The organism is Oceanobacillus aidingensis (genome assembly GCF_042654105.1).
GTDB classification, from domain to species: Bacteria; Bacillota; Bacilli; order Bacillales; family Amphibacillaceae; genus Oceanobacillus; species Oceanobacillus oncorhynchi.
Genome location: NZ_JBHSFT010000049.1, coordinates 274,248 through 292,033, shown reverse-complemented (window position 1 = coordinate 292,033; position 17,786 = coordinate 274,248). Strand labels below are relative to the sequence as shown.

The following is a 17,786-nucleotide window of genomic DNA, read 5'->3' as shown; positions in this document are numbered from 1 at the left end:
AAAAACCTGCTGCTGTATTATTTTTCACTTTAAATCAAGGATAAGGAAAACAATAAATTAGTAAATGGAAAGCTTTGCTGTGTTTTTCTTAAAAATTTTTGTACTTAAACAGATTGGTTCATGCTAAAATAGCCATAGGAACATAGAATAAGAATTTGAAAAAGAGAGTTGGGAACGTATGGATTATATTATTTTCGGGATTACCGCATATCTCTTAGGATCTATTCCATTTGCCTTAATTATCGGCAAGCTTGGTTATAAAATAGATATTCGTGAGCATGGAAGCGGCAACCTTGGAGCCACCAATGCCTTCCGTGTACTTGGAATAAAAGCTGGAAGCATCGTTATCTTAGGCGACATTTTAAAAGGAACGGCTGCTGCTGTATTACCTCAATTATTTCATGCGGATGCCTATCCGTTGATTATAGGTATTATCGCTGTATTAGGTCATACTTATCCGATTTTTGCTAAATTTAAAGGCGGAAAGGCTGTTGCAACATCAGGAGGGATGATACTAGGGATTAATCCTATCCTATTTATTATTATGATTGCAACATTTTTACTGTCATTATATTTATCTAAATATGTTTCCCTTTCCTCTATGATTACGGGAGTTGTGGCCTTTTTCGCGTCGCTGTTTTTCCAAAATACCGGGTTGACTGTCGTTATCCTGATATTAACTGCTTTTGTAGCGTATCGGCATTGGGCCAATATTAAACGGATAATAAACGGAACAGAACCTAAAATAACCTGGATGTAGAAAGCCGATAAATTGAATATTTAAGCCGAATTCAGTATACTAGTGGCTATAATTAAAGATTGTTTGAACATCCTTGAGCTTCTAGTCTAAGCTTTCAGATGTTTATCAGGAAAGGACGTTTTTATGCATCAATTAAACACGATTCCATTAAAAAAACTTCCTTCAAAGGAAGAAAGACATAAATTATTCGGTTCTGTTCCTCCTGGTGAGAAGAAAAAACCGACTGAAAAAAACGAAATGGCTGACCTGCAAAATGTAAAACGCGATTTTCTTTTTGATTTGGATGTTGTCGGTGTTTCTAATGTAAAATACCCTGTCCGTGTCCTAAGCGGACAAGCTCCATTTGAACAAACCACCGTCGGCACGTTCACCTTTTCATCCAGCATCCCTGCGAATAGCAAAGGGACGAATATGAGCCGTTTTATGGAGCTGTTAGAGCAATATCATCAAGGCGGATTTACCGTTTCTATTGATGAATTAAAACAGTTCGCAAAGGATCTGGCCGTGAAATTGGAACAAACAGATGCAACGGTTTCTGTCAGCTTCCCGTGGTTCTATGAGCGGAAAGCACCCCAAACCTATGCTGCTGGTTTAAACCATGCAGAAGCATCTGTTTCCGTACGTTACTCCAAATACGAGGATTATCAAATCACTGTTTCTCTAAACGTACAAATAACAACATTATGCCCATGCTCCAAAGAAATCAGTGAATACAGCGCTCATAACCAACGTGGTAATGTAACCGTGGAAACTGAGCTGGAGCCAAGTTTTTCTAATACAGACGGGGATTGGAAAGGCATTTTATTAGAAGCTGCAGAAAGTAATGCAAGCGCCAGACTTCACCCTATCCTGAAAAGACCGGATGAAAAAATGGTGACAGAAGCAGCTTATGAAAATCCCCGATTTGTAGAGGATATGGTTCGTTTAATTGCTGCCGATCTTTACGAGCTGCCGGCAGTGATGAAGTTCCATGTAGCATGCCGTAATGAAGAATCGATCCATATGCATGATGCAATTGCTTCTGTTACCTATGATAAACGCAACAGACAAGGGTAACGACAAATGAAATATATTTTTATTGGATTGATTCGCTTTTACCAGCTTGCCATCAGTCCTTTTACACCAGCAACCTGCCGTTTCTATCCAACCTGTTCAGCTTATGCATTAGAAGCATTTCAGCGTTTTGGATTTTTTAAAGGTGGAATATTAACTATAAAGCGAATAAGTAAATGTCATCCATTTCACCCAGGCGGCGTAGATTACGTTCCGGAAAAAAAGGGAGAAGACAAAACAGCAGGAAAAGGGAGAGATATAATGGAAATCACCGTATCAGAACAAGCAGCAAAATGGTATAAAGAAGAATTAGATTTACAAAACGAAAAGAATATACGATTCTTCCCAAGATATGGCGGAGTCGGCGGCAGAATTGCCGGTTTTTCCCTCGGTATTAAAGCAGAAGCACCCGAAAATGAATCTGCTTCTACATTGGTAGAAGGCATTCATTTCTTTATCGAAGAATCAGATGATTGGTATTTTGAAGGTGCAGACTTATCTGTTTCTTATGACGAGACACAAAAAGAACCAAAAATTGAATATCCTGAGAACAACTGATTGTAAAAATGATATGCTAAAAACGCAGGCGAAGACATATGTCCGCCTGCGTTTTTTAATTATCTCAACTTTCGCACCTAAGAATAAGCAAATATATCTTGCTATTCCAGGGTAAGCATGTTCTCCATTACCATACTTGCATTTTGGTTAAATATCCGGCTTTTTTGGAATTGGTGATGGTGCATAGCTCCGCTCCGGCCAACCACTCCGCTTTCCGACGTACAAAAGTTTTCGATGGGACGAGTAATCGCCGGCCCAGGACGTCGGAAAGCAAAACGGTCCGCCGCAGCGGTGATATACACTTCACCTTCTATTCTTTATCAAGAGTGTTAGCGAAGGAACAATCAACTTCTGTTTCTATGGAAATGAAGTTATTATTTAATGTGCGAAAGTTGAATAATTATTTAAACCGCTCTAATTGTTCCAGCCGGTTTTCTGATTTTAAAATTTTCCACTGGTATTCCCCGAATAAATCAAAATGGGGATATTTGGGCTTTAAATCAATCCAGGATTCATCCAACTGATATTTTCTTCCCCATGCTTTCAGCTTTTCCAAATCACTGCAACCCACTTTGGTTACTGTATTACAGCCTGGAAAACGGTCATCCAGCCAATAATGAGTAATAAAATCAATCTCTCCGGCACGGACATTCCGCTTCCACTCGTTTAACTCTTCTCTTTTTAATCCAAAAGCCATTCCTATTCCTCTTTCTTTAGAAAACTTGGTTGTCACCAAGCCTTTAGGTGACAACCTTAGTTACACTTATGCAGTAAGAAAGTTTATACTTTCTTAACTGCCAAGCTGGTTTTGATATGCGGCATGCCAATCAGGAAATTTTCTTCGAATAGACAGCGGCCGAAACGTATTTTTATCAACAATCGTATGGGTCGTCGTACCAGTGACAGCTAAATCTCCAGACCCATTCAAAATTTCATAACGGTAAACCGTACGCAAGCCGTCATATGCATCAAGCCACGTTCTTACAATAGGTTTTTCACCATAGCGAACTGCGTTTTTATATGAAATCTGGGCATCAATCACTGGCGAAACCACATTTTGCTGTTCCATTCCTTGATGGTAATTAAGCCCCAAGGCTTCTACAAACTTTGTACGCCCGATTTCAAACCAAACAAGATAGTTTGCATGGTAGACGACACCCATCTGATCGGTTTCTTGGTATCTTACTTCTATTGGTGTTTCTGTAACTAACAAACTTTCTTCCTCCTTGCTTCTCTCTCAATCAATCCATTCCTTGAACCATTTCTTCCATAAATTCATAGTCCATCGGTCCGATTCTTCTAGGCTGTTGTATGTTTCCGTCCGTGCCTATAAAATATGTCGTCGGTGCGGCATAGACAACATACGGCTCCGATAACGTATCCTCTCTATCTAAAGGAACCGTAAAGGTATGCTCATGCTCATCGATAAAATCGCCAACATCCGAAAGCTGATTCTCATGCTTCGTCATATTGACAGCAACAACTTCAACTTCATCCTGATAATCCTCATAAAATTCCTGTATTTCAGGCATTTCTTCAATACAAGGCGGGCACCAGGAATACCAGAAGTTTAAAATCACTTTCTTTCCTTGCAAATCAGAAAGTTTGAAAGTCTCTCCTTCTAATGTCTCCAGTTCAAAATCTGGAGCTGGCTCACCAGGCTCTACTCCGGCACTTTCCGCAGGTGCAATCGCAGCTCCCTGACTGGAAGATCCATCGTCTACAAGCACTGCTTCCTCTTCTTCAGCAGCATTGTCCGCAGCTCTGTTCTGAAGCACATTCGCGATAACAATTCCAACAAGCACTAATAATAAAACAAGCGAAAATATCCGTTTATACAATTTGTATCTCCCACCATCCACATTGTTTTCCTACTTCTATCGTAAAGAGAAACTTCACTTTTGTAAAGAATACAGACCTCAATAGGAATGCATAGAAAAAGAGCCTTGCTCTATAAAAAGCAAAGACCCTTTTTCTCTTACAAAGCAGCTGACTGCTTATGCTTTTACTTTTTCACGCAATACCATACGAAGGATACCGCCATGACGATAGTAATCAATTTCTACATCACTGTCGAAACGGGCAACTGCTTTAAATGAAGTTACTTTTCCGTCTTCATCTGTTGCAGTTACATTCACTAAATCGCCTGGTTTAACAGACTCATCTACTTCTACAGCAAATGTTTCTTTACCAGTTAATCCTAAGCTTTCCGCGCTGTCACCTTTTTCAAATTGAAGCGGCAATACGCCCATCATAACAAGGTTAGAACGGTGAATACGCTCGAAGCTTTCAGCAATTACTGTTTTAATTCCTAAAAGGTTGGTACCTTTGGCAGCCCAGTCACGGGATGATCCCATTCCGTAATCTTTTCCGCCGATAACGACAAGACCTGTTCCATCCTGCTGATATTTCATTGCAGCATCATAGATTGCCATGACTTCGCCAGTTGGCCAGTAAGTTGTATAACCGCCCTCTGTACCAGGAGCCAGCAGGTTACGGATACGAATGTTAGCAAATGTACCGCGCATCATGATTTCATGGTTACCGCGGCGAGAACCGTAAGAGTTAAAGTTTCTTGGTGAAACTCCTTTCTCTTGCAAGAATTTACCTGCCGGCATATCTTTTGCGATAGCACCTGCTGGTGAAATATGGTCTGTTGTTACAGAATCGCCAAACAATCCGATAGCACGTAATCCGCTTAGCGGTTCAACTGTTCCAGCTTCCGGAGTCAATCCTTCAAAGAATGGAGGGTTTTGGATGTAAGTAGAATCCTCATCCCATTCAAATAAAGGCTCATCTGTCGTGTCGATTTCATTCCACTTCTCGTTAGATTGGAATACATTTTCATACTCTTTGCGGAAAATTTCAGGTGTAACTACTTTTTCCACTTCTTCTTTAATTTCAGTAAGTGATGGCCAGATATCATTCATGTAAACATCGTTACCATCTTTATCTTTACCAATCGCTTCTTTTACAAGGTCGATATCTGTTGTTCCAGCAAGCGCATATGCTACAACAAGCGGTGGAGATGCAAGGTAGTTTGCTTTTACCAGCGGATGGATACGACCTTCAAAGTTACGGTTACCAGATAATACGGAAGATGCAATTAAATCATTTGCTGCAATCGCTTCTTCAATCTCTTCACGTAAAGGACCGGAATTACCGATACATGTTGTACATCCATAACCTACAAGGTTAAAGCCCAGTTTATCTAAATATGTTTGTAAACCGGCGTCCTCTAAGTAGCGAGTTACCACTTTTGATCCTGGTGCTAAGGAAGTTTTTACGTATTCAGGAACTTCCAGGCCTTTTTCGACAGCTTTTTTAGCAACCAGACCTGCACCTAACATAACATATGGGTTAGATGTGTTTGTACAAGATGTAATTGCTGCAATAGCAAGGCTTCCTGTCTTCATAACAGAAGTTTTTCCATTTGGATGGTTGATTTCAACTTCTTTATCAAATTCAGATTTATCTAATCCGAATCCTTGGTTACCTTCTTTTGCAGTAATTGCTTTATTAAATTCTTTCTTCATGTCAGAAAGCGCGATTAAATCTTGCGGACGTTTTGGTCCGGAAAGGTTCGGCTCTAATTCGGACAAATTGATTTCAATTACTTTTGTATATTCCGGATCAGTACCATCTGCGTCATACCATAAATCATTTTCTTTACAGTATTTTTCAACAACGCTGATTAATTCATCACTGCGTCCAGTCAGCTTCATGTAATCAAGTGTTTCCTGATCAACCGGGAAGAATCCGCAAGTAGCGCCATATTCTGGAGCCATATTTGAAATTGTAGCACGGTCAGCCAATGGCATATCCTTTAGTCCTGGACCAAAGTACTCTACAAATTTGCCAACTACACTTTGTTCACGCAGCACCTGCGTTACCTTTAACGCCAGGTCTGTCGCTGTTGTTCCGTTCGGGAAGGAACCAGTAAATTTGACCCCGATGACTTCCGGTGCAGGGAAATAAGAAGGCTGTCCTAACATGCCTGCTTCTGCTTCGATTCCGCCAACACCCCAGCCAAGGATACCCAGACCGTTAATCATTGTTGTATGGGAATCAGTACCTACAAGTGTATCAGGGAACGTTTCATAAGTTCCATCTTCATTTTCTCGCGCATGTACAACGTCAGCCAGATACTCCAGGTTAACCTGGTGAACGATACCAGTTGCCGGTGGAACTGCACGGTAGTTATTAAACGCTTTTTGTGCCCAGTTCAAGAACTGATAACGCTCTGCATTACGTTCGAATTCCAATTCCATATTTGCACGCAGCGCATCTGGAGTACCATATTGGTCAACCTGTACAGAGTGGTCAATAACCAGATCCACTGGAACTTCCGGATTGATTTTATCCGGCTCTCCTCCAAGATCAACCGTTGCTTTACGGAGGGACGCAAGGTCAACGACTGCAGGTACCCCTGTAAAATCTTGAAGAATAACACGGGAAGGCTTGAATGGAACATCTGCTCCAGTTGCTTTATCCGTTCCCCAATGTGCTAATGATTCAACATGTTCATTTTTGATTTGATGGCCGTCTTGTTGCCTTAATAATGATTCTAAAAGAACACGGACAGAAAAAGGCAAACGATCTACTTTACCTAGCCCCGCTTCTTCCAGCGTCTTTAAACGATAATAATTGTACGTCTTACCGTTTAATTCGAACTGCTTTTTTGCATTGTACGCATTTGTGTTCGACATATTGTGTTACCCCTTTCATTTCCTCTCCTTCTCGCAAATAAATGAGAAGGTATTACTTTTTTTAATCCATACTGCTATTCAACTAAATAGAGCCTTCAATATATATAATATAGGAATCTAGCAAATAAAACAAATAATTATTGTTAAATAGTAGATAGTAAAAAGTTATGCCAAGAGATAAATATTACTTATATAATTACTGAATTATTAATAGTGAAAATAATAGCTGCCTGCAAAAAAGATAGAAATTCTGCGAAATTACAATTATTCTTTCTGATAAAACGCATTAATCAGCTTTTGAAAAAATAATTTCAAATGTGCTTCCTTTATGTTCATTATTATACATATGAAAATCTGCATCATGATTATGGAGGATTTTCTTGGTAATCAGCAACCCTAGCCCTGTACCCGATGTCTTTGTCGTAAAAAATGGCTCTCCAAGCCGATGTAAAATATCCTCAGATAATCCGCAGCCTTCGTCAATAACAGATATAATTATTTTTTGATCTGCTTCTTTTGCTTCTACAATTATTTTTCCAGGCTGTTCCATAGCTTCAATTGCATTTTTAATCAGGTTAATTAAAACTTGTTTAATCTGGGAACGATCACAAAGAACGGATGCATTTGTACTGCTTTGCAGCTGAATTTGAATATCCTTTTGATTTGCCTGGGACTGTAATAATAATTCCACGTCCTGCATCATTTTTGTAACACTTTCTTTAGAACGGTTATCTGTTAAGGGCTTTGAAATAAATAACAATTCCGATGTGATTGACTCAATTTTCTCCACTTCTTCAATCATCACATGAAAGTATTCTTCTTTATGCTGTGCACCAGCCTGAAGCAATTGCAGGAATCCTTTTAATGATGTCAGCGGGTTGCGTATTTCATGAACTAAACTTGCTGCAAGCTGTCCAGCTACATTCATCTTCTCTGAACGTATCATGATATCATCCAGCCTCATATCTTTTGTTTTTCTTTCTAAATAAAGTAAAAACTTTTTTTCGACATCAATATCCTGAAAAACATCATTTAACTCACATGAGAAAGATAAATTCTCCCCTTCTTTGGTCGGAATATCTATTAAAAGCTTTTTATGCTTTATTTCGTTGCCAACAAGTGCTTGTGAAATGATTTTTGAATCTATTTTAACCGGAATATCGCCCAGCTTTTTCCCGACTGCTTCTTTTGGCTCATAGCCAAGAATCTCATATACGGAATCACTTATATATTCTATTTCACTATCTGTATTAATCACGATCACTATTCCTTCTGTTTTTTTACTCAGCCAAGAAATAATGGCCGCTGAAAGCGTTGCATCGGGGTGTAAATTATGACGACTTTCAGAACTTTGCAAGTCATTGGGGTTCTTATTTTTGTGGTTTTTATCCATACCCATGCTCCTTTCAGAAGTTATTAAAAAGTATAATTTCATTCCATTGGGATTTTGCTGCGTTCCCAAGGGAATAAAACGCTAGATTACTCACTCATAAAAAAACGATTTTCATTGAACCAATCGAGTTTATACCGGCAATTAGTCCCTAATTACCCTTTCTACATATTTTTTCGTTTTTTGAAGTGAGTGGTTTACTGCCAGTTTAACTGCGATAAATAATATGTATGATTATGACGAAACAATTATGATTACTTGTGTATATTTCTTAATAACTTTATAATGTACAAGTGAGGAATAATAACAAAGGTTAAATTAATGTTACTACAATTTTCTAAAAAAATAAATTGATAGTTGATAATAAATTAGCAATATTCGTAATTTTTTTATGTAAAATTAAGGTGAGGTGTACGATGATATCACTGTTTATTATCCTGTGGGGATGTTTATTAATTGGTCTGATGGCAATCGGTGGGTATTTTATGTTTCGAAAGTTTTTAAAGCGGCTCCCTAAAGAGGATGGGCGTTCCATTATGGATTGGGAGGAATATTATTTCGAAAAAACATTACATAAATGGTCTCAAGCAGAAAAAGATTTCCTGGAAGAGCTGGTTTCTCCTGTTCCCGAACTATTCAGAGATGTCGCCAGACAAAGAATCGCCAGTAAAATTGGAGAGCTTTCTATTCAAAAGGACGAGGAAAGCATTACACGCTCTACATTGATTGAAGGGTATATTTTAGCAACCCCCAAAAGAGACCATAAATTTCTGCGAAAAAAGCTAAAAGAAAAAAATATCGATATCGCACCCTACGAGCCTTTCTTCCAACAATCCAAAGAGGATTATCAGGAAAATTGGGAAGAAAAATTCAAGCAGAAAAAATCTTAGTTTAGCGAAAAAGAAGCAAAGTGCAGAAATTTACGCACTTTGCTTCTTTGTTAATTGTACATATTGATAAAGCATTGCTATTCTCCAGGTACCAATCATCCCAAACGCCAGCAAAAAGAACATTCCTGAAGTTTCGCCAACTGAGATGCTTGTACCAATAATCAGTTTTATTATAATTCGGATAACTAATAATCCAATTAAAATAACCGGAAACATTTTTGACGGCTTAACATATATTTCTCCGTCCGAGAATTCTAATTTTGATGTTTTAATTAAAAAGATAGAAAATATTATTCCGACAGTCAGTGCTTCTGCGACTTGAAGCCAGCTTATCTGAAACATGGGGAACAAGAACATCAGTGCTCCCGTACTCATAAAAAATGGCGGTAATATAATCTTTTTTACAGATGCCGGCTTTCTAGAAGCGCGCATACGTACAAATATCATCACAATCGCCATAAATGCAAAGACAGCAGTAGTTGCAATTGCTAAATACATACATAACAACTCTTTTCTTTATACGCTGAAAAAATATCGGCCAAAACGATTTAGGCCGATACTTTTCATCGTTCCATAAAAATAATGTCTTAACCCTGATCTTAAATCATATTATTTCATTTTAAAATCCGGTAAATCCAAATAGATTAGCTAAAAATGCAGTAACCTTCGTCATCCAGTCAAAGAATAATGCGATTCCCATTAAAACCATTACCCAGCCGCCAATTTTCACCATTTTTTTACTGTGTTTCCGAAACCATTTCAATTTACCAATAAAGAAAGCAAGTAATAAGAAAGGAATGGAAAAACCTAAAATATAGCTAATCATCATAACAAGTCCAAGATTAGGATTAGTTGCAGCTAATGAGAATACCACCATTAAAATTGGTCCGGTACATGGTGTCCAGCCTAAAGAAAACGCCATTCCAATAAGGAAAGAACCAAAAAACCCTGCTGGACGATTTTTAAAATGAATTTTACGATCCTTCATAAGAAACTCGAAATTCAATACACCCACAATAACCAAGCCAAAAAAGATAATTAAAATTGCGCCAACCTGTCTGATGGTATCTTGATAGGTCATTAAAAACTCGGATACATATGTCGTCGTAAATCCAATCATTACAAAAATACTTGAAAAACCAATTAAAAAACAGACCGTATGTAATATTGCTTTTCGATCAAGCCGTTTATTATCCTGATTTATTTCATCCATGCTCATCCCGGTAATATAAGAAAGAAACACCGGATACAGCGGAAGAACACAAGGCGAAATAAATGAAAGAAACCCAGCTGCAAAAGCCAAGAAAACATTAATTTCTTCCATATGAAGCCCCCCTTACTCAATCATTTCTATTCTAACAGAGAAATTAAAAAATAAAAGTCAAATTTATGACAATATCTATACATTTTTATGAAAGGGGCTTTCAAATAATGCAGATATTTCTCCTCGCTTCAATCAAGGACACCGGCTTCAGCATTCTGGTGAATTCCTTCGTGACGAGTAATTGCAGCAATGCTGTCAGGTTAGTACGACCGCTACGACGGGTTATGGTGAGGCGCATAACCGTCCCCTGGAAAAACACTACACTAGATAGTTTTATTGCTATCTGAGATAAATTGAGAAAATGCATGAACCTGACAACATCGGTAAGCGCTGTCCATCATAAAGCCGGAATCCCTTTATAAGCATCCAGATTGTGCGTAGCTCTACTCCGGACAACCACTCCGCTTTCCGACGTACAAATGTTTTCGATGGGACGAGTAATCGCCGGCCCAGGACGTCGGAAAGCAAAACGGTCCATCGCTTTACACTTCACCTTCTACTCTTTGTCAGGAACGTTATCGAAGGAATAATCAACCCCATTTTCTATGGAAATAAAGTTCCTTTTCAATGTGCAAAAGCTGAGTAAAAATAAACTGAATGGATTAAATATACTCTCGTACATCATAAATTTTTCCGTTTTTAACATTTTCGTCATCCATTAAGATGTCGATTAAAACGCCTCCAATGATGTCTGCTCCCCTTAACAGATTATTCTCTTTTAGAGCGCGGAAGCTGTCTACGTCCTTAAACGCTTCCTGTGAACTGGAACGGATTGTCTCTTGCATTTCTGTATCCATTACACCCGGGCTAAATGCAATAACAGCATGCTCTGTTCCTTCCTGTTCTATTGCTGCCACTTGCGTATACATATTTATACTGGCTTTTGTAGAGCAATATACGCTCCATCCATACTTCGGTTTTTCTGCTGCTCCTGAAGTTATCATCGCTGCCAGAAGCTGGACATGATGTTCCGAAGCTTTTTTTAAGAAATGATTCGTTAAAGCCATTGGTGCAACTGTATTGATTTGAACCTGTTTCATCAAATCATCCATCTCGATATTTTCGGCACGGTCAATTGGATCAACTAAGCCCGCATTATTAATTAAGTATACTTTAGATAACGTTTCGTGAAACAGCATTTCATCCACGCTTTTGCATGCTTTTTGTAGAGAGGCCTGCTCAGATAAATCACATGCTATGAAATGATAAGTCGCATTATTTTGTTTCGCATAGTCATATAACTTGGTATTATCCGTCCTCGAAATTCCTATCACATTTATTCCAGACTCCAAGAATAGCTTAGCAACGGATGCTCCCAGCCCTTTGGAAGCACCTGTAATGATTGCAGTCTCCATAAATTCTGCTCCTCTCTATTTCTAATTATTATTCTATTCCCCATTTTTCTATATTTTGCACATGAAATTTTTGTTGTTTTGCCTTATAAAATTAGAAGCAGAAATCCTCTCTAAAATAAAAAAGATCCCTCTCAACAAGGTCTTACGCATTGAAAGCAGATCTTTTTTACATCCTTCTATTAACTATTTCATTTTCAAGTTAAAGTTCATTCCAATAATAAGCTAATGTTTCCATCCCTTTTTGAAAGCTGTCTACCGGAAAGCTTTCATTTGGAGAATGTAATCTGTCTTCTGGCGTACCAAAACCTAACAGAACAATTGGATATTGATAAGCTGCCTCCAACCATTCAACAACCGGAATGGATCCTCCCATCCTCAGGAAAACCGTTTCTTTTCCAAAAGCCTTGCTGTAACTTTTGGCAGCCTTTTTTATCAAAGGGTGATCTGGCTCTACTTTATAAGCTTTCGCAGAGAGCTTTTCTTTTTCAACATGAACATGTACACCCGACGGTGCAAACTTTTGAACATGATTCACTAATTTTTCTTGAATATCCTGCGGGTCCTGGCCGGGAACCAAACGGCACGTAATTTTAGCAGTTGCTGTAGATGGAATAATTGTTTTTGTCCCATCTCCCTGGTAACCGCCAAATAATCCATTCACTTCCAATGTCGGCCTGCCCATCGTATGTTCTTTTGCTGTATATCCTTTTTCCGATACAGTTTCCGGAATATTTGTTGCTTTTACAAAATCTTCTCCTGGCGCTTTTTCCATCAGTTCTCTCTCTGCTGATGTTAAGTCCTCGACGTCATCATAAAATCCGTCTATTGTAATAACTTCCTTCTCGTCCTTCATCGATGCCAGCAAATGACTCATTGCCATTAATGGGTTTCGGACTGCACCACCGTACATTCCAGAGTGAAGATCATGATCTGGACCGGTTAATGTAATTTCAATTCCTGTAAATCCTTTCAATCCATATAAAATCGTCGGCTGGTTTTTCTCTGCCATCCCGGAATCCGAAATTACGGCAAAGTCAGCTTGGAATTGTTCTTTTTTATCCTGAAGGAGCTCGTAAAGATTTTCACTGCCTATCTCTTCTTCTCCTTCAATACAAACTTTTACATTCATCGGCAATTTTCCTTCTGTTTTTAAGAAAGCTTCAAAAACAGCAAGATGCATAAAAGTTTGTCCTTTATCATCACTTGATCCACGGGCGTAGATTCTTCCATCGCGTACTTCTGCCTGGAAGGGTTCACTGTCCCATAAATCAATCGGATCCACCGGCTGTACATCATAATGACCATAAAGCAAAACAGTCGGTGCTTCTGGTCCTGCTTCTGTATATTCTGCAAAAACGAGCGGATGACCTTTTGTTTCCATTTTCTCTACATTTTCAAATCCCAACTCATTTAAGTATCCTGTTAAAAAGTCAGCCGCACGCTGTACATCTTCTTTATGCGCCGGGTCCGTGCTGACACTTGGAATTGCTAAAAAATCATACAGCTTTTGTAATAAAGCTTCCTGATTTTCTTTCAGATAAGCAATTGCTTGTTCACTCATTACTTTTATTCCTCCTTCAGCATTTAAATATTAGCCTTTTCACTGTGTCAAAAGCTTTCCACTAAACACGATATCTATTCCAAGCACGCAAAATTCAGCAGTCGCATAACAAATATCACCTGTTAGGCAACTGCCATTCTTTTCTTAAAATACTTCATGCCAAGCATCTTTATGCTTCAGCATTTCTTCTGCTATTTCCTTTGCTCCTTCTAAGCTGTGGTTAGCTGCCCAGCCGCACTGTACTTCATTACATGCCGGAACTTCTGTTGCTTCTAAAACATCCTTTAGTGTTTTTTCCAGCATATCAAGAACTTCATCGTAATTATCATGATTTATTAAAGAAAGATAAAAACCGGTCTGGCATCCCATCGGACCGATATCTAATACGGCATCTGAATGATTACGAATATTTTCAGCCATTAAATGCTCTATGGAATGTAATCCGTCCATTTCCATATGTGCTTTGTTCGGCTGGGTAAAACGGATATCATATTTATGGACTTTGTCTCCGTGTGCTCCTTCTGTTATACCTACAAGCCGTACATAAGGAGCTTTTACTTTTGTATGATCTAAATTAAAACTCTCCACATTCATTTTTTGGGTCATATTGTCCTTCATCCCTTCTCTATTCTATCCTTTAGCAGGAACTGTATCTTTTTCCATCATACATGAAAAAAACGTGTAAGAAAAGTGGAGAGCGCTGATGTATACCAGCTGATATATCCTTCTATGTCAGATTCCGATTAAAAAAATCCAATCCCGCAGTTTTATATAGCTAACGGAATTGGATTTGTACCATGTTATACGATTGAAAAAACGCGAATCATAAAATGCTTGATATTATTTTGCGTCTGGGAAAACGCGGTCAATCATGCCGCCAATTTGATCAAAGAAGCCTTCAACTGGATTTCCATTGTCCATATCGTTGACATATCTGTCAGCTAAATCCAAGAAATCCGGATTGGATGTTACATATACGTTATCAATGGATGAGTCAACAGAACGTACAATATCTGCAATTCGTTCTTTTACATCATCTGTAATCTCCATACTGCCTTCATTATTTTCTTGGTTATTCCTGTTTCCTTCATTATCTATATCCAAGTTGGCTCCTACATAAGCGTTGTTTCTAGTTGTTAATACATAAGCATGATCAATTTCGTCCATTTCATCCGTTATTTTCTCAGCTGCCTCTTTGGACACATTATATTCTGCGTCTGTATTACGGTCAGAAACTCTGTCTATCGTATGGTCACGATTACGGTCTCTTGCATTATCATCGATATGCTGACCTTGATATCGAGTCGGCTCCACATTTCCATCCGAGTTATTCGGATTGGTATCGTCGTTATTCGTATTTTGACAAGCAACTAAGACCATCATAAGAACGGTTAATACCGCAAATAAGCGTAATTTCATTTTCATTCCTCCTTACCTATTTGCCTCTTATTATGGTTAGACAGATAAGGAATTATGCATATGAAAAACGTTAATTTATGGAAAGCTGACCATGAAAGTAGCGGTGATATTTAAGAAATAATGGAGAAGCTATGGAAGAAGCCTTTCACCAATAAGATTGTTTACCGGAATTCCTTCTTGATAAAGGAGTGAAAATGTTGATACCTGATTATGATAAAGCTTTATATTACACCATATGGGGACAGTGGGACAATTTATTCATATTAATGTCACGGACTAATGATGATTTACTCGCTAAAAAAATTGAGCATTTTCTGTATGCCTACCATCATTCTTCCAGTCAAAAATATGTTGATCAATCACACGATACTCTGCTTTATTATTTAGAGCATGCCCTTCAATTCAGCAGTCCATGGATGTATGAATTTGAATAATTTACCGCAATGTAACCAGCTGTAGTTTCACTTTACCGTGCTGAAGAAGCAGATGCCGGTCAAAACTGGAATTCCATCTGCTTTTTACAGCTTTAACTGGTATTCAAATGTCTGTTTGTAGACGGCTGTTAACGAACCCGGTGAAATTTTAATCACGTTTGTACTTCATTGTTCTATAATGATTCATCCTGGCCGCTGTCTTCATCATCAGAAACATCATCTGTTAACTCATTATTTTTTGGTTTTATTGGCGTTTTTTCATGTTTTATAGAACGGCTAATATCAGACTCTTGTTCACCATAAAAAAAATTAATAATTGCACGATTATTTGCGTCTGTCATATCAAAATGTGCCTGTTCTACATCTACATTATGATTTGCCAATTCTGTAGCCATTACTTCGTTCATTGATTTATTTTCATTTTTTGCTAATTCCCTCACCTCTTCTGGAATAATCAACGTTGCAACATCCCAATCAGGCAAGGTTTCTATGTAAGGATTAATTTGCGAAATGAGCTCTCTCGGGTTTCCGTTTTGATTTTCACAGCTCACTCCTACAATCATTCTTCTTTGCTCTGCCAGTCCTCTGTTTTCACTCTCATCAACAATATGCGTTAATACAGAGTGGATGGGCTTGTCTTGAACACTGTTGATTTCCTCCAGCAGCTTATCTGCAGAACCATTCAATGCATTGACGTCTGTAACCATTAATTCATCATTCAATTCTAATTCAATACTGGGATTGATATCAATGGCAACATAAGCATGCGTTTCTGTATCACCCATTCCGTGAAAAAGCGGATATCCAAAAATCAACAGCATCAAAAGTACAATAGCTGATAATCTTACTGCGATAGGCGTCTTATCCCAATACCTTCTCCATCTGGGCTTTCCAGATACAGGTTGAAAAATAACTTCATCCCCTCGTTCCGCATGCTCTGTTAATATAATTCCCTTCTCAAAACTGCCATCCTTGGTAAGCAAAATGGCGTATTTGCGATGGATTTCCATCACAATTCCTTTTTTCATTTTTCCACATCCTTGAGGTAATCCTTAAGGTAGTCCTTAAGATAAGCATATTCACTGCCTAGCACAATAAAAATAGCTAAAATAAACTTGCGATTCCGTTCTAATGTTTTTTTACTTACTTCAACTTTCATTAATAACTTTTTAATTGGCAGCTTTTTTTTACGATAAACATACTCACTTAACTGGTTATCCTGATATAAAATATAAGCTACCTGTACTGCAGATTCCCTGGCGTCCCGATGCTTGGGGGAAGCATTTGTCAACTCCTCCAGTGTAAGCCGGTATGATTTTAGCTTCTCCTTGAATAAAATAATTTCTTCCCGTCTTTTGCTGTTCTCTGCTTCCATTTGGTGTTTTTCTTTTGCGGCAGCAATAACAAGCGGATTTTCCATTTGCTCCTCTTCATTTATTTCATCTAAAGACAGCAGATTCGGGCGTTTTTGATGATAGCGGATATAATCAATCACTTTTCTTTTCACAACAAGCTTTGCAAAGGATAGAAATGAACTGCCTTTATCTGGTTCATAAGAAAATATAGCATCATTAAAAGCCATTAATCCGACACTAAATTCATCATCTTTTTTAGGATCAATATATCGTTTGCAAACTTCTGATACACATTTAGCGATAAATGGCTTATACGTATGAAGCAGTTCATTTTGCAGTACAATATCTCCTTTTTGGATTGCTTCAATTTTTTCTTCAATAGGGGTGTCTGTTAATTGATTGGTCATCATCATTTGTCAGCTCCCCCTAACACTATATCATTCGTTTTTATTTTTATTTTTCCGGGTTTTAAATTTATATTCATCAAATATTTATTTTTATTTATTATTTTCATATCAAATAATCTCCATTTTTATCATTCTTATTAGTTATTGCGGTATCATCGCCCATACCCTTTCTCCTCAAAATTCAAAAGGAAAGCAAATCTGATATGAGGAGAGAGGATGGACAATCATTTCCTGAACCGCTTCTCGTAGGTGAGGATATTCTCCACACGTATCAAAATTTATTTGTCTAATCCGTTTTATTTTTCGTAGCAATAAAATCTAGTTTATTGGTTAAATATATACAGGCCATTCTAGCCTGTACATATAATACTACCCTATATCCAAAATGGTTACTATCACAAATGAATAACATTTCATTTAAATTAATATGACGAAAATCCATATTTTTGTAAAACATCCTCGAAAAATGTTGGAATTTGTAATGAAATGTTTAAATAAGAAATAAATATGTAAAAATGAAAAAGCATTATCCTTTGTCTATGATGAAAAAAGGAGAAATGCTGGGGTTTGG

The 17,786-nt window shown here is 37.9% G+C and carries 18 protein-coding genes and 1 pseudogene; 5 read left to right on the top strand and 14 right to left on the bottom strand.

Features of this window, described 5'->3' with window-relative positions:
* Nucleotides 1-178 precede the first annotated feature (178 nt).
* The 3 genes and pseudogenes from plsY to yidD form a co-directional block, all read left to right on the top strand.
* Nucleotides 179-760 carry a glycerol-3-phosphate 1-O-acyltransferase PlsY gene (gene plsY, locus ACFO3P_RS20840; RefSeq protein WP_193062063.1) on the top strand — a complete coding sequence of 194 codons (582 nt, stop codon included), beginning with the start codon at nt 179-181 and terminating at the stop codon, nt 758-760.
* A gap of 123 nt (nt 761-883) precedes the next feature.
* A complete protein-coding gene (gene folE2 / locus ACFO3P_RS20835; protein WP_042533806.1) occupies nt 884-1,816 on the top strand; it encodes a GTP cyclohydrolase FolE2 in 933 nt (310 codons plus the stop codon).
* A gap of 6 nt (nt 1,817-1,822) precedes the next feature.
* Nucleotides 1,823-2,038: pseudogene (gene yidD, locus ACFO3P_RS20830) on the top strand (membrane protein insertion efficiency factor YidD); the annotation flags it as partial.
* A 434-nt stretch (nt 2,039-2,472) separates the two neighbouring features.
* Here the strand turns inward: yidD and ACFO3P_RS20825 are convergent.
* The 6 genes from ACFO3P_RS20825 to ACFO3P_RS20800 all read right to left on the bottom strand — a co-directional run bounded on the left by ACFO3P_RS20825 (nt 2,473) and on the right by ACFO3P_RS20800 (nt 8,473).
* On the bottom strand, nt 2,473-2,673 hold the full coding sequence (locus ACFO3P_RS20825) for a hypothetical protein (RefSeq protein ID WP_193062062.1): 201 nt from the start codon (nt 2,671-2,673) through the stop codon (nt 2,473-2,475).
* A 98-nt stretch (nt 2,674-2,771) separates the two neighbouring features.
* Entirely contained in the window at nt 2,772-3,068 is a 297-nt protein-coding gene (locus ACFO3P_RS20820; protein WP_193062061.1) for a hypothetical protein, read from the bottom strand.
* 93 nt (nt 3,069-3,161) lie between these two features.
* Nucleotides 3,162-3,584 carry an acyl-CoA thioesterase gene (locus tag ACFO3P_RS20815; protein ID WP_193062060.1) on the bottom strand — a complete coding sequence of 141 codons (423 nt, stop codon included), beginning with the start codon at nt 3,582-3,584 and terminating at the stop codon, nt 3,162-3,164.
* 28 nt (nt 3,585-3,612) lie between these two features.
* Nucleotides 3,613-4,212 (bottom strand): TlpA family protein disulfide reductase, encoded by a 600-nt coding sequence (locus tag ACFO3P_RS20810; RefSeq protein ID WP_042533799.1) that lies wholly within the window; start codon nt 4,210-4,212, stop codon nt 3,613-3,615.
* A 156-nt stretch (nt 4,213-4,368) separates the two neighbouring features.
* Nucleotides 4,369-7,080: an aconitate hydratase AcnA gene (acnA, locus tag ACFO3P_RS20805; RefSeq protein ID WP_042533797.1), complete on the bottom strand. Its 2,712-nt coding sequence runs from the start codon at nt 7,078-7,080 to the stop codon at nt 4,369-4,371.
* A gap of 286 nt (nt 7,081-7,366) precedes the next feature.
* On the bottom strand, nt 7,367-8,473 hold the full coding sequence (locus ACFO3P_RS20800) for an ATP-binding protein (RefSeq protein WP_193062059.1): 1,107 nt from the start codon (nt 8,471-8,473) through the stop codon (nt 7,367-7,369).
* A gap of 413 nt (nt 8,474-8,886) precedes the next feature.
* On the opposite strand from ACFO3P_RS20800, the gene ACFO3P_RS20795 reads away from it, so the two are divergent.
* Entirely contained in the window at nt 8,887-9,360 is a 474-nt protein-coding gene (locus ACFO3P_RS20795) for a DUF2621 family protein (protein ID WP_193062058.1), read from the top strand.
* Nucleotides 9,361-9,390: 30 nt separating this feature from the next.
* Here the strand turns inward: ACFO3P_RS20795 and ACFO3P_RS20790 are convergent, their stop codons facing one another.
* The 6 genes from ACFO3P_RS20790 to ACFO3P_RS20765 all read right to left on the bottom strand — a co-directional run bounded on the left by ACFO3P_RS20790 (nt 9,391) and on the right by ACFO3P_RS20765 (nt 15,019).
* On the bottom strand, nt 9,391-9,858 hold the full coding sequence (locus ACFO3P_RS20790; protein WP_193062057.1) for a CcdC family protein: 468 nt from the start codon (nt 9,856-9,858) through the stop codon (nt 9,391-9,393).
* A 121-nt stretch (nt 9,859-9,979) separates the two neighbouring features.
* On the bottom strand, nt 9,980-10,684 hold the full coding sequence (locus tag ACFO3P_RS20785) for a cytochrome c biogenesis CcdA family protein (RefSeq protein WP_042533789.1): 705 nt from the start codon (nt 10,682-10,684) through the stop codon (nt 9,980-9,982).
* 602 nt (nt 10,685-11,286) lie between these two features.
* On the bottom strand, nt 11,287-12,039 hold the full coding sequence (locus tag ACFO3P_RS20780) for a (S)-benzoin forming benzil reductase (protein WP_193062056.1): 753 nt from the start codon (nt 12,037-12,039) through the stop codon (nt 11,287-11,289).
* A 199-nt stretch (nt 12,040-12,238) separates the two neighbouring features.
* Nucleotides 12,239-13,600 carry a dipeptidase gene (locus ACFO3P_RS20775; RefSeq protein ID WP_042533786.1) on the bottom strand — a complete coding sequence of 454 codons (1,362 nt, stop codon included), beginning with the start codon at nt 13,598-13,600 and terminating at the stop codon, nt 12,239-12,241.
* A 144-nt stretch (nt 13,601-13,744) separates the two neighbouring features.
* Complete coding sequence (locus ACFO3P_RS20770) at nt 13,745-14,206, bottom strand: S-ribosylhomocysteine lyase (RefSeq protein ID WP_042533784.1); 462 nt, start codon at nt 14,204-14,206, stop codon at nt 13,745-13,747.
* A 234-nt stretch (nt 14,207-14,440) separates the two neighbouring features.
* Nucleotides 14,441-15,019, bottom strand: coding sequence for a YhcN/YlaJ family sporulation lipoprotein (locus ACFO3P_RS20765; protein ID WP_042533783.1), 579 nt, complete (start codon nt 15,017-15,019; stop codon nt 14,441-14,443).
* A gap of 194 nt (nt 15,020-15,213) precedes the next feature.
* On the opposite strand from ACFO3P_RS20765, the gene ACFO3P_RS20760 reads away from it, so the two are divergent.
* Nucleotides 15,214-15,453 (top strand): YhdB family protein, encoded by a 240-nt coding sequence (locus ACFO3P_RS20760; RefSeq protein ID WP_042533781.1) that lies wholly within the window; start codon nt 15,214-15,216, stop codon nt 15,451-15,453.
* A 173-nt stretch (nt 15,454-15,626) separates the two neighbouring features.
* Here the strand turns inward: ACFO3P_RS20760 and ACFO3P_RS20755 are convergent, their stop codons facing one another.
* Together ACFO3P_RS20755 and sigI are read right to left on the bottom strand one after the other, a co-directional pair.
* On the bottom strand, nt 15,627-16,481 hold the full coding sequence (locus ACFO3P_RS20755; RefSeq protein ID WP_193062053.1) for an anti-sigma factor domain-containing protein: 855 nt from the start codon (nt 16,479-16,481) through the stop codon (nt 15,627-15,629).
* Nucleotides 16,478-17,218, bottom strand: a complete 741-nt coding sequence (gene sigI, locus ACFO3P_RS20750; RefSeq protein WP_193062365.1) for an RNA polymerase sigma factor SigI — start codon at nt 17,216-17,218, stop codon at nt 16,478-16,480. Before sigI ends, ACFO3P_RS20755 begins: the two co-directional genes overlap by 4 nt.
* Nucleotides 17,219-17,786 lie beyond the last annotated feature (568 nt).

Coding starts and splice junctions, on each gene's coding strand:
- ACFO3P_RS20800 (WP_193062059.1), bottom strand. CDS start 8,473: ATGGATAAAAACCACAAAAATAAGAACCCCAATGACTTGCAAAGTTCT.
- ACFO3P_RS20795 (WP_193062058.1), top strand. CDS start 8,887: ATGATATCACTGTTTATTATCCTGTGGGGATGTTTATTAATTGGTCTG.
- ACFO3P_RS20760 (WP_042533781.1), top strand. CDS start 15,214: ATGTTGATACCTGATTATGATAAAGCTTTATATTACACCATATGGGGA.
- ACFO3P_RS20780 (WP_193062056.1), bottom strand. CDS start 12,039: ATGGAGACTGCAATCATTACAGGTGCTTCCAAAGGGCTGGGAGCATCC.
- acnA (WP_042533797.1), bottom strand. CDS start 7,080: ATGTCGAACACAAATGCGTACAATGCAAAAAAGCAGTTCGAATTAAAC.
- folE2 (WP_042533806.1), top strand. CDS start 884: ATGCATCAATTAAACACGATTCCATTAAAAAAACTTCCTTCAAAGGAA.
- sigI (WP_193062365.1), bottom strand. CDS start 17,218: ATGATGACCAATCAATTAACAGACACCCCTATTGAAGAAAAAATTGAA.
- ACFO3P_RS20820 (WP_193062061.1), bottom strand. CDS start 3,068: ATGGCTTTTGGATTAAAAAGAGAAGAGTTAAACGAGTGGAAGCGGAAT.
- ACFO3P_RS20790 (WP_193062057.1), bottom strand. CDS start 9,858: ATGTATTTAGCAATTGCAACTACTGCTGTCTTTGCATTTATGGCGATT.
- ACFO3P_RS20755 (WP_193062053.1), bottom strand. CDS start 16,481: ATGAAAAAAGGAATTGTGATGGAAATCCATCGCAAATACGCCATTTTG.
- ACFO3P_RS20785 (WP_042533789.1), bottom strand. CDS start 10,684: ATGGAAGAAATTAATGTTTTCTTGGCTTTTGCAGCTGGGTTTCTTTCA.
- plsY (WP_193062063.1), top strand. CDS start 179: ATGGATTATATTATTTTCGGGATTACCGCATATCTCTTAGGATCTATT.
- ACFO3P_RS20775 (WP_042533786.1), bottom strand. CDS start 13,600: ATGAGTGAACAAGCAATTGCTTATCTGAAAGAAAATCAGGAAGCTTTA.
- ACFO3P_RS20770 (WP_042533784.1), bottom strand. CDS start 14,206: ATGACCCAAAAAATGAATGTGGAGAGTTTTAATTTAGATCATACAAAA.
- ACFO3P_RS20765 (WP_042533783.1), bottom strand. CDS start 15,019: ATGAAATTACGCTTATTTGCGGTATTAACCGTTCTTATGATGGTCTTA.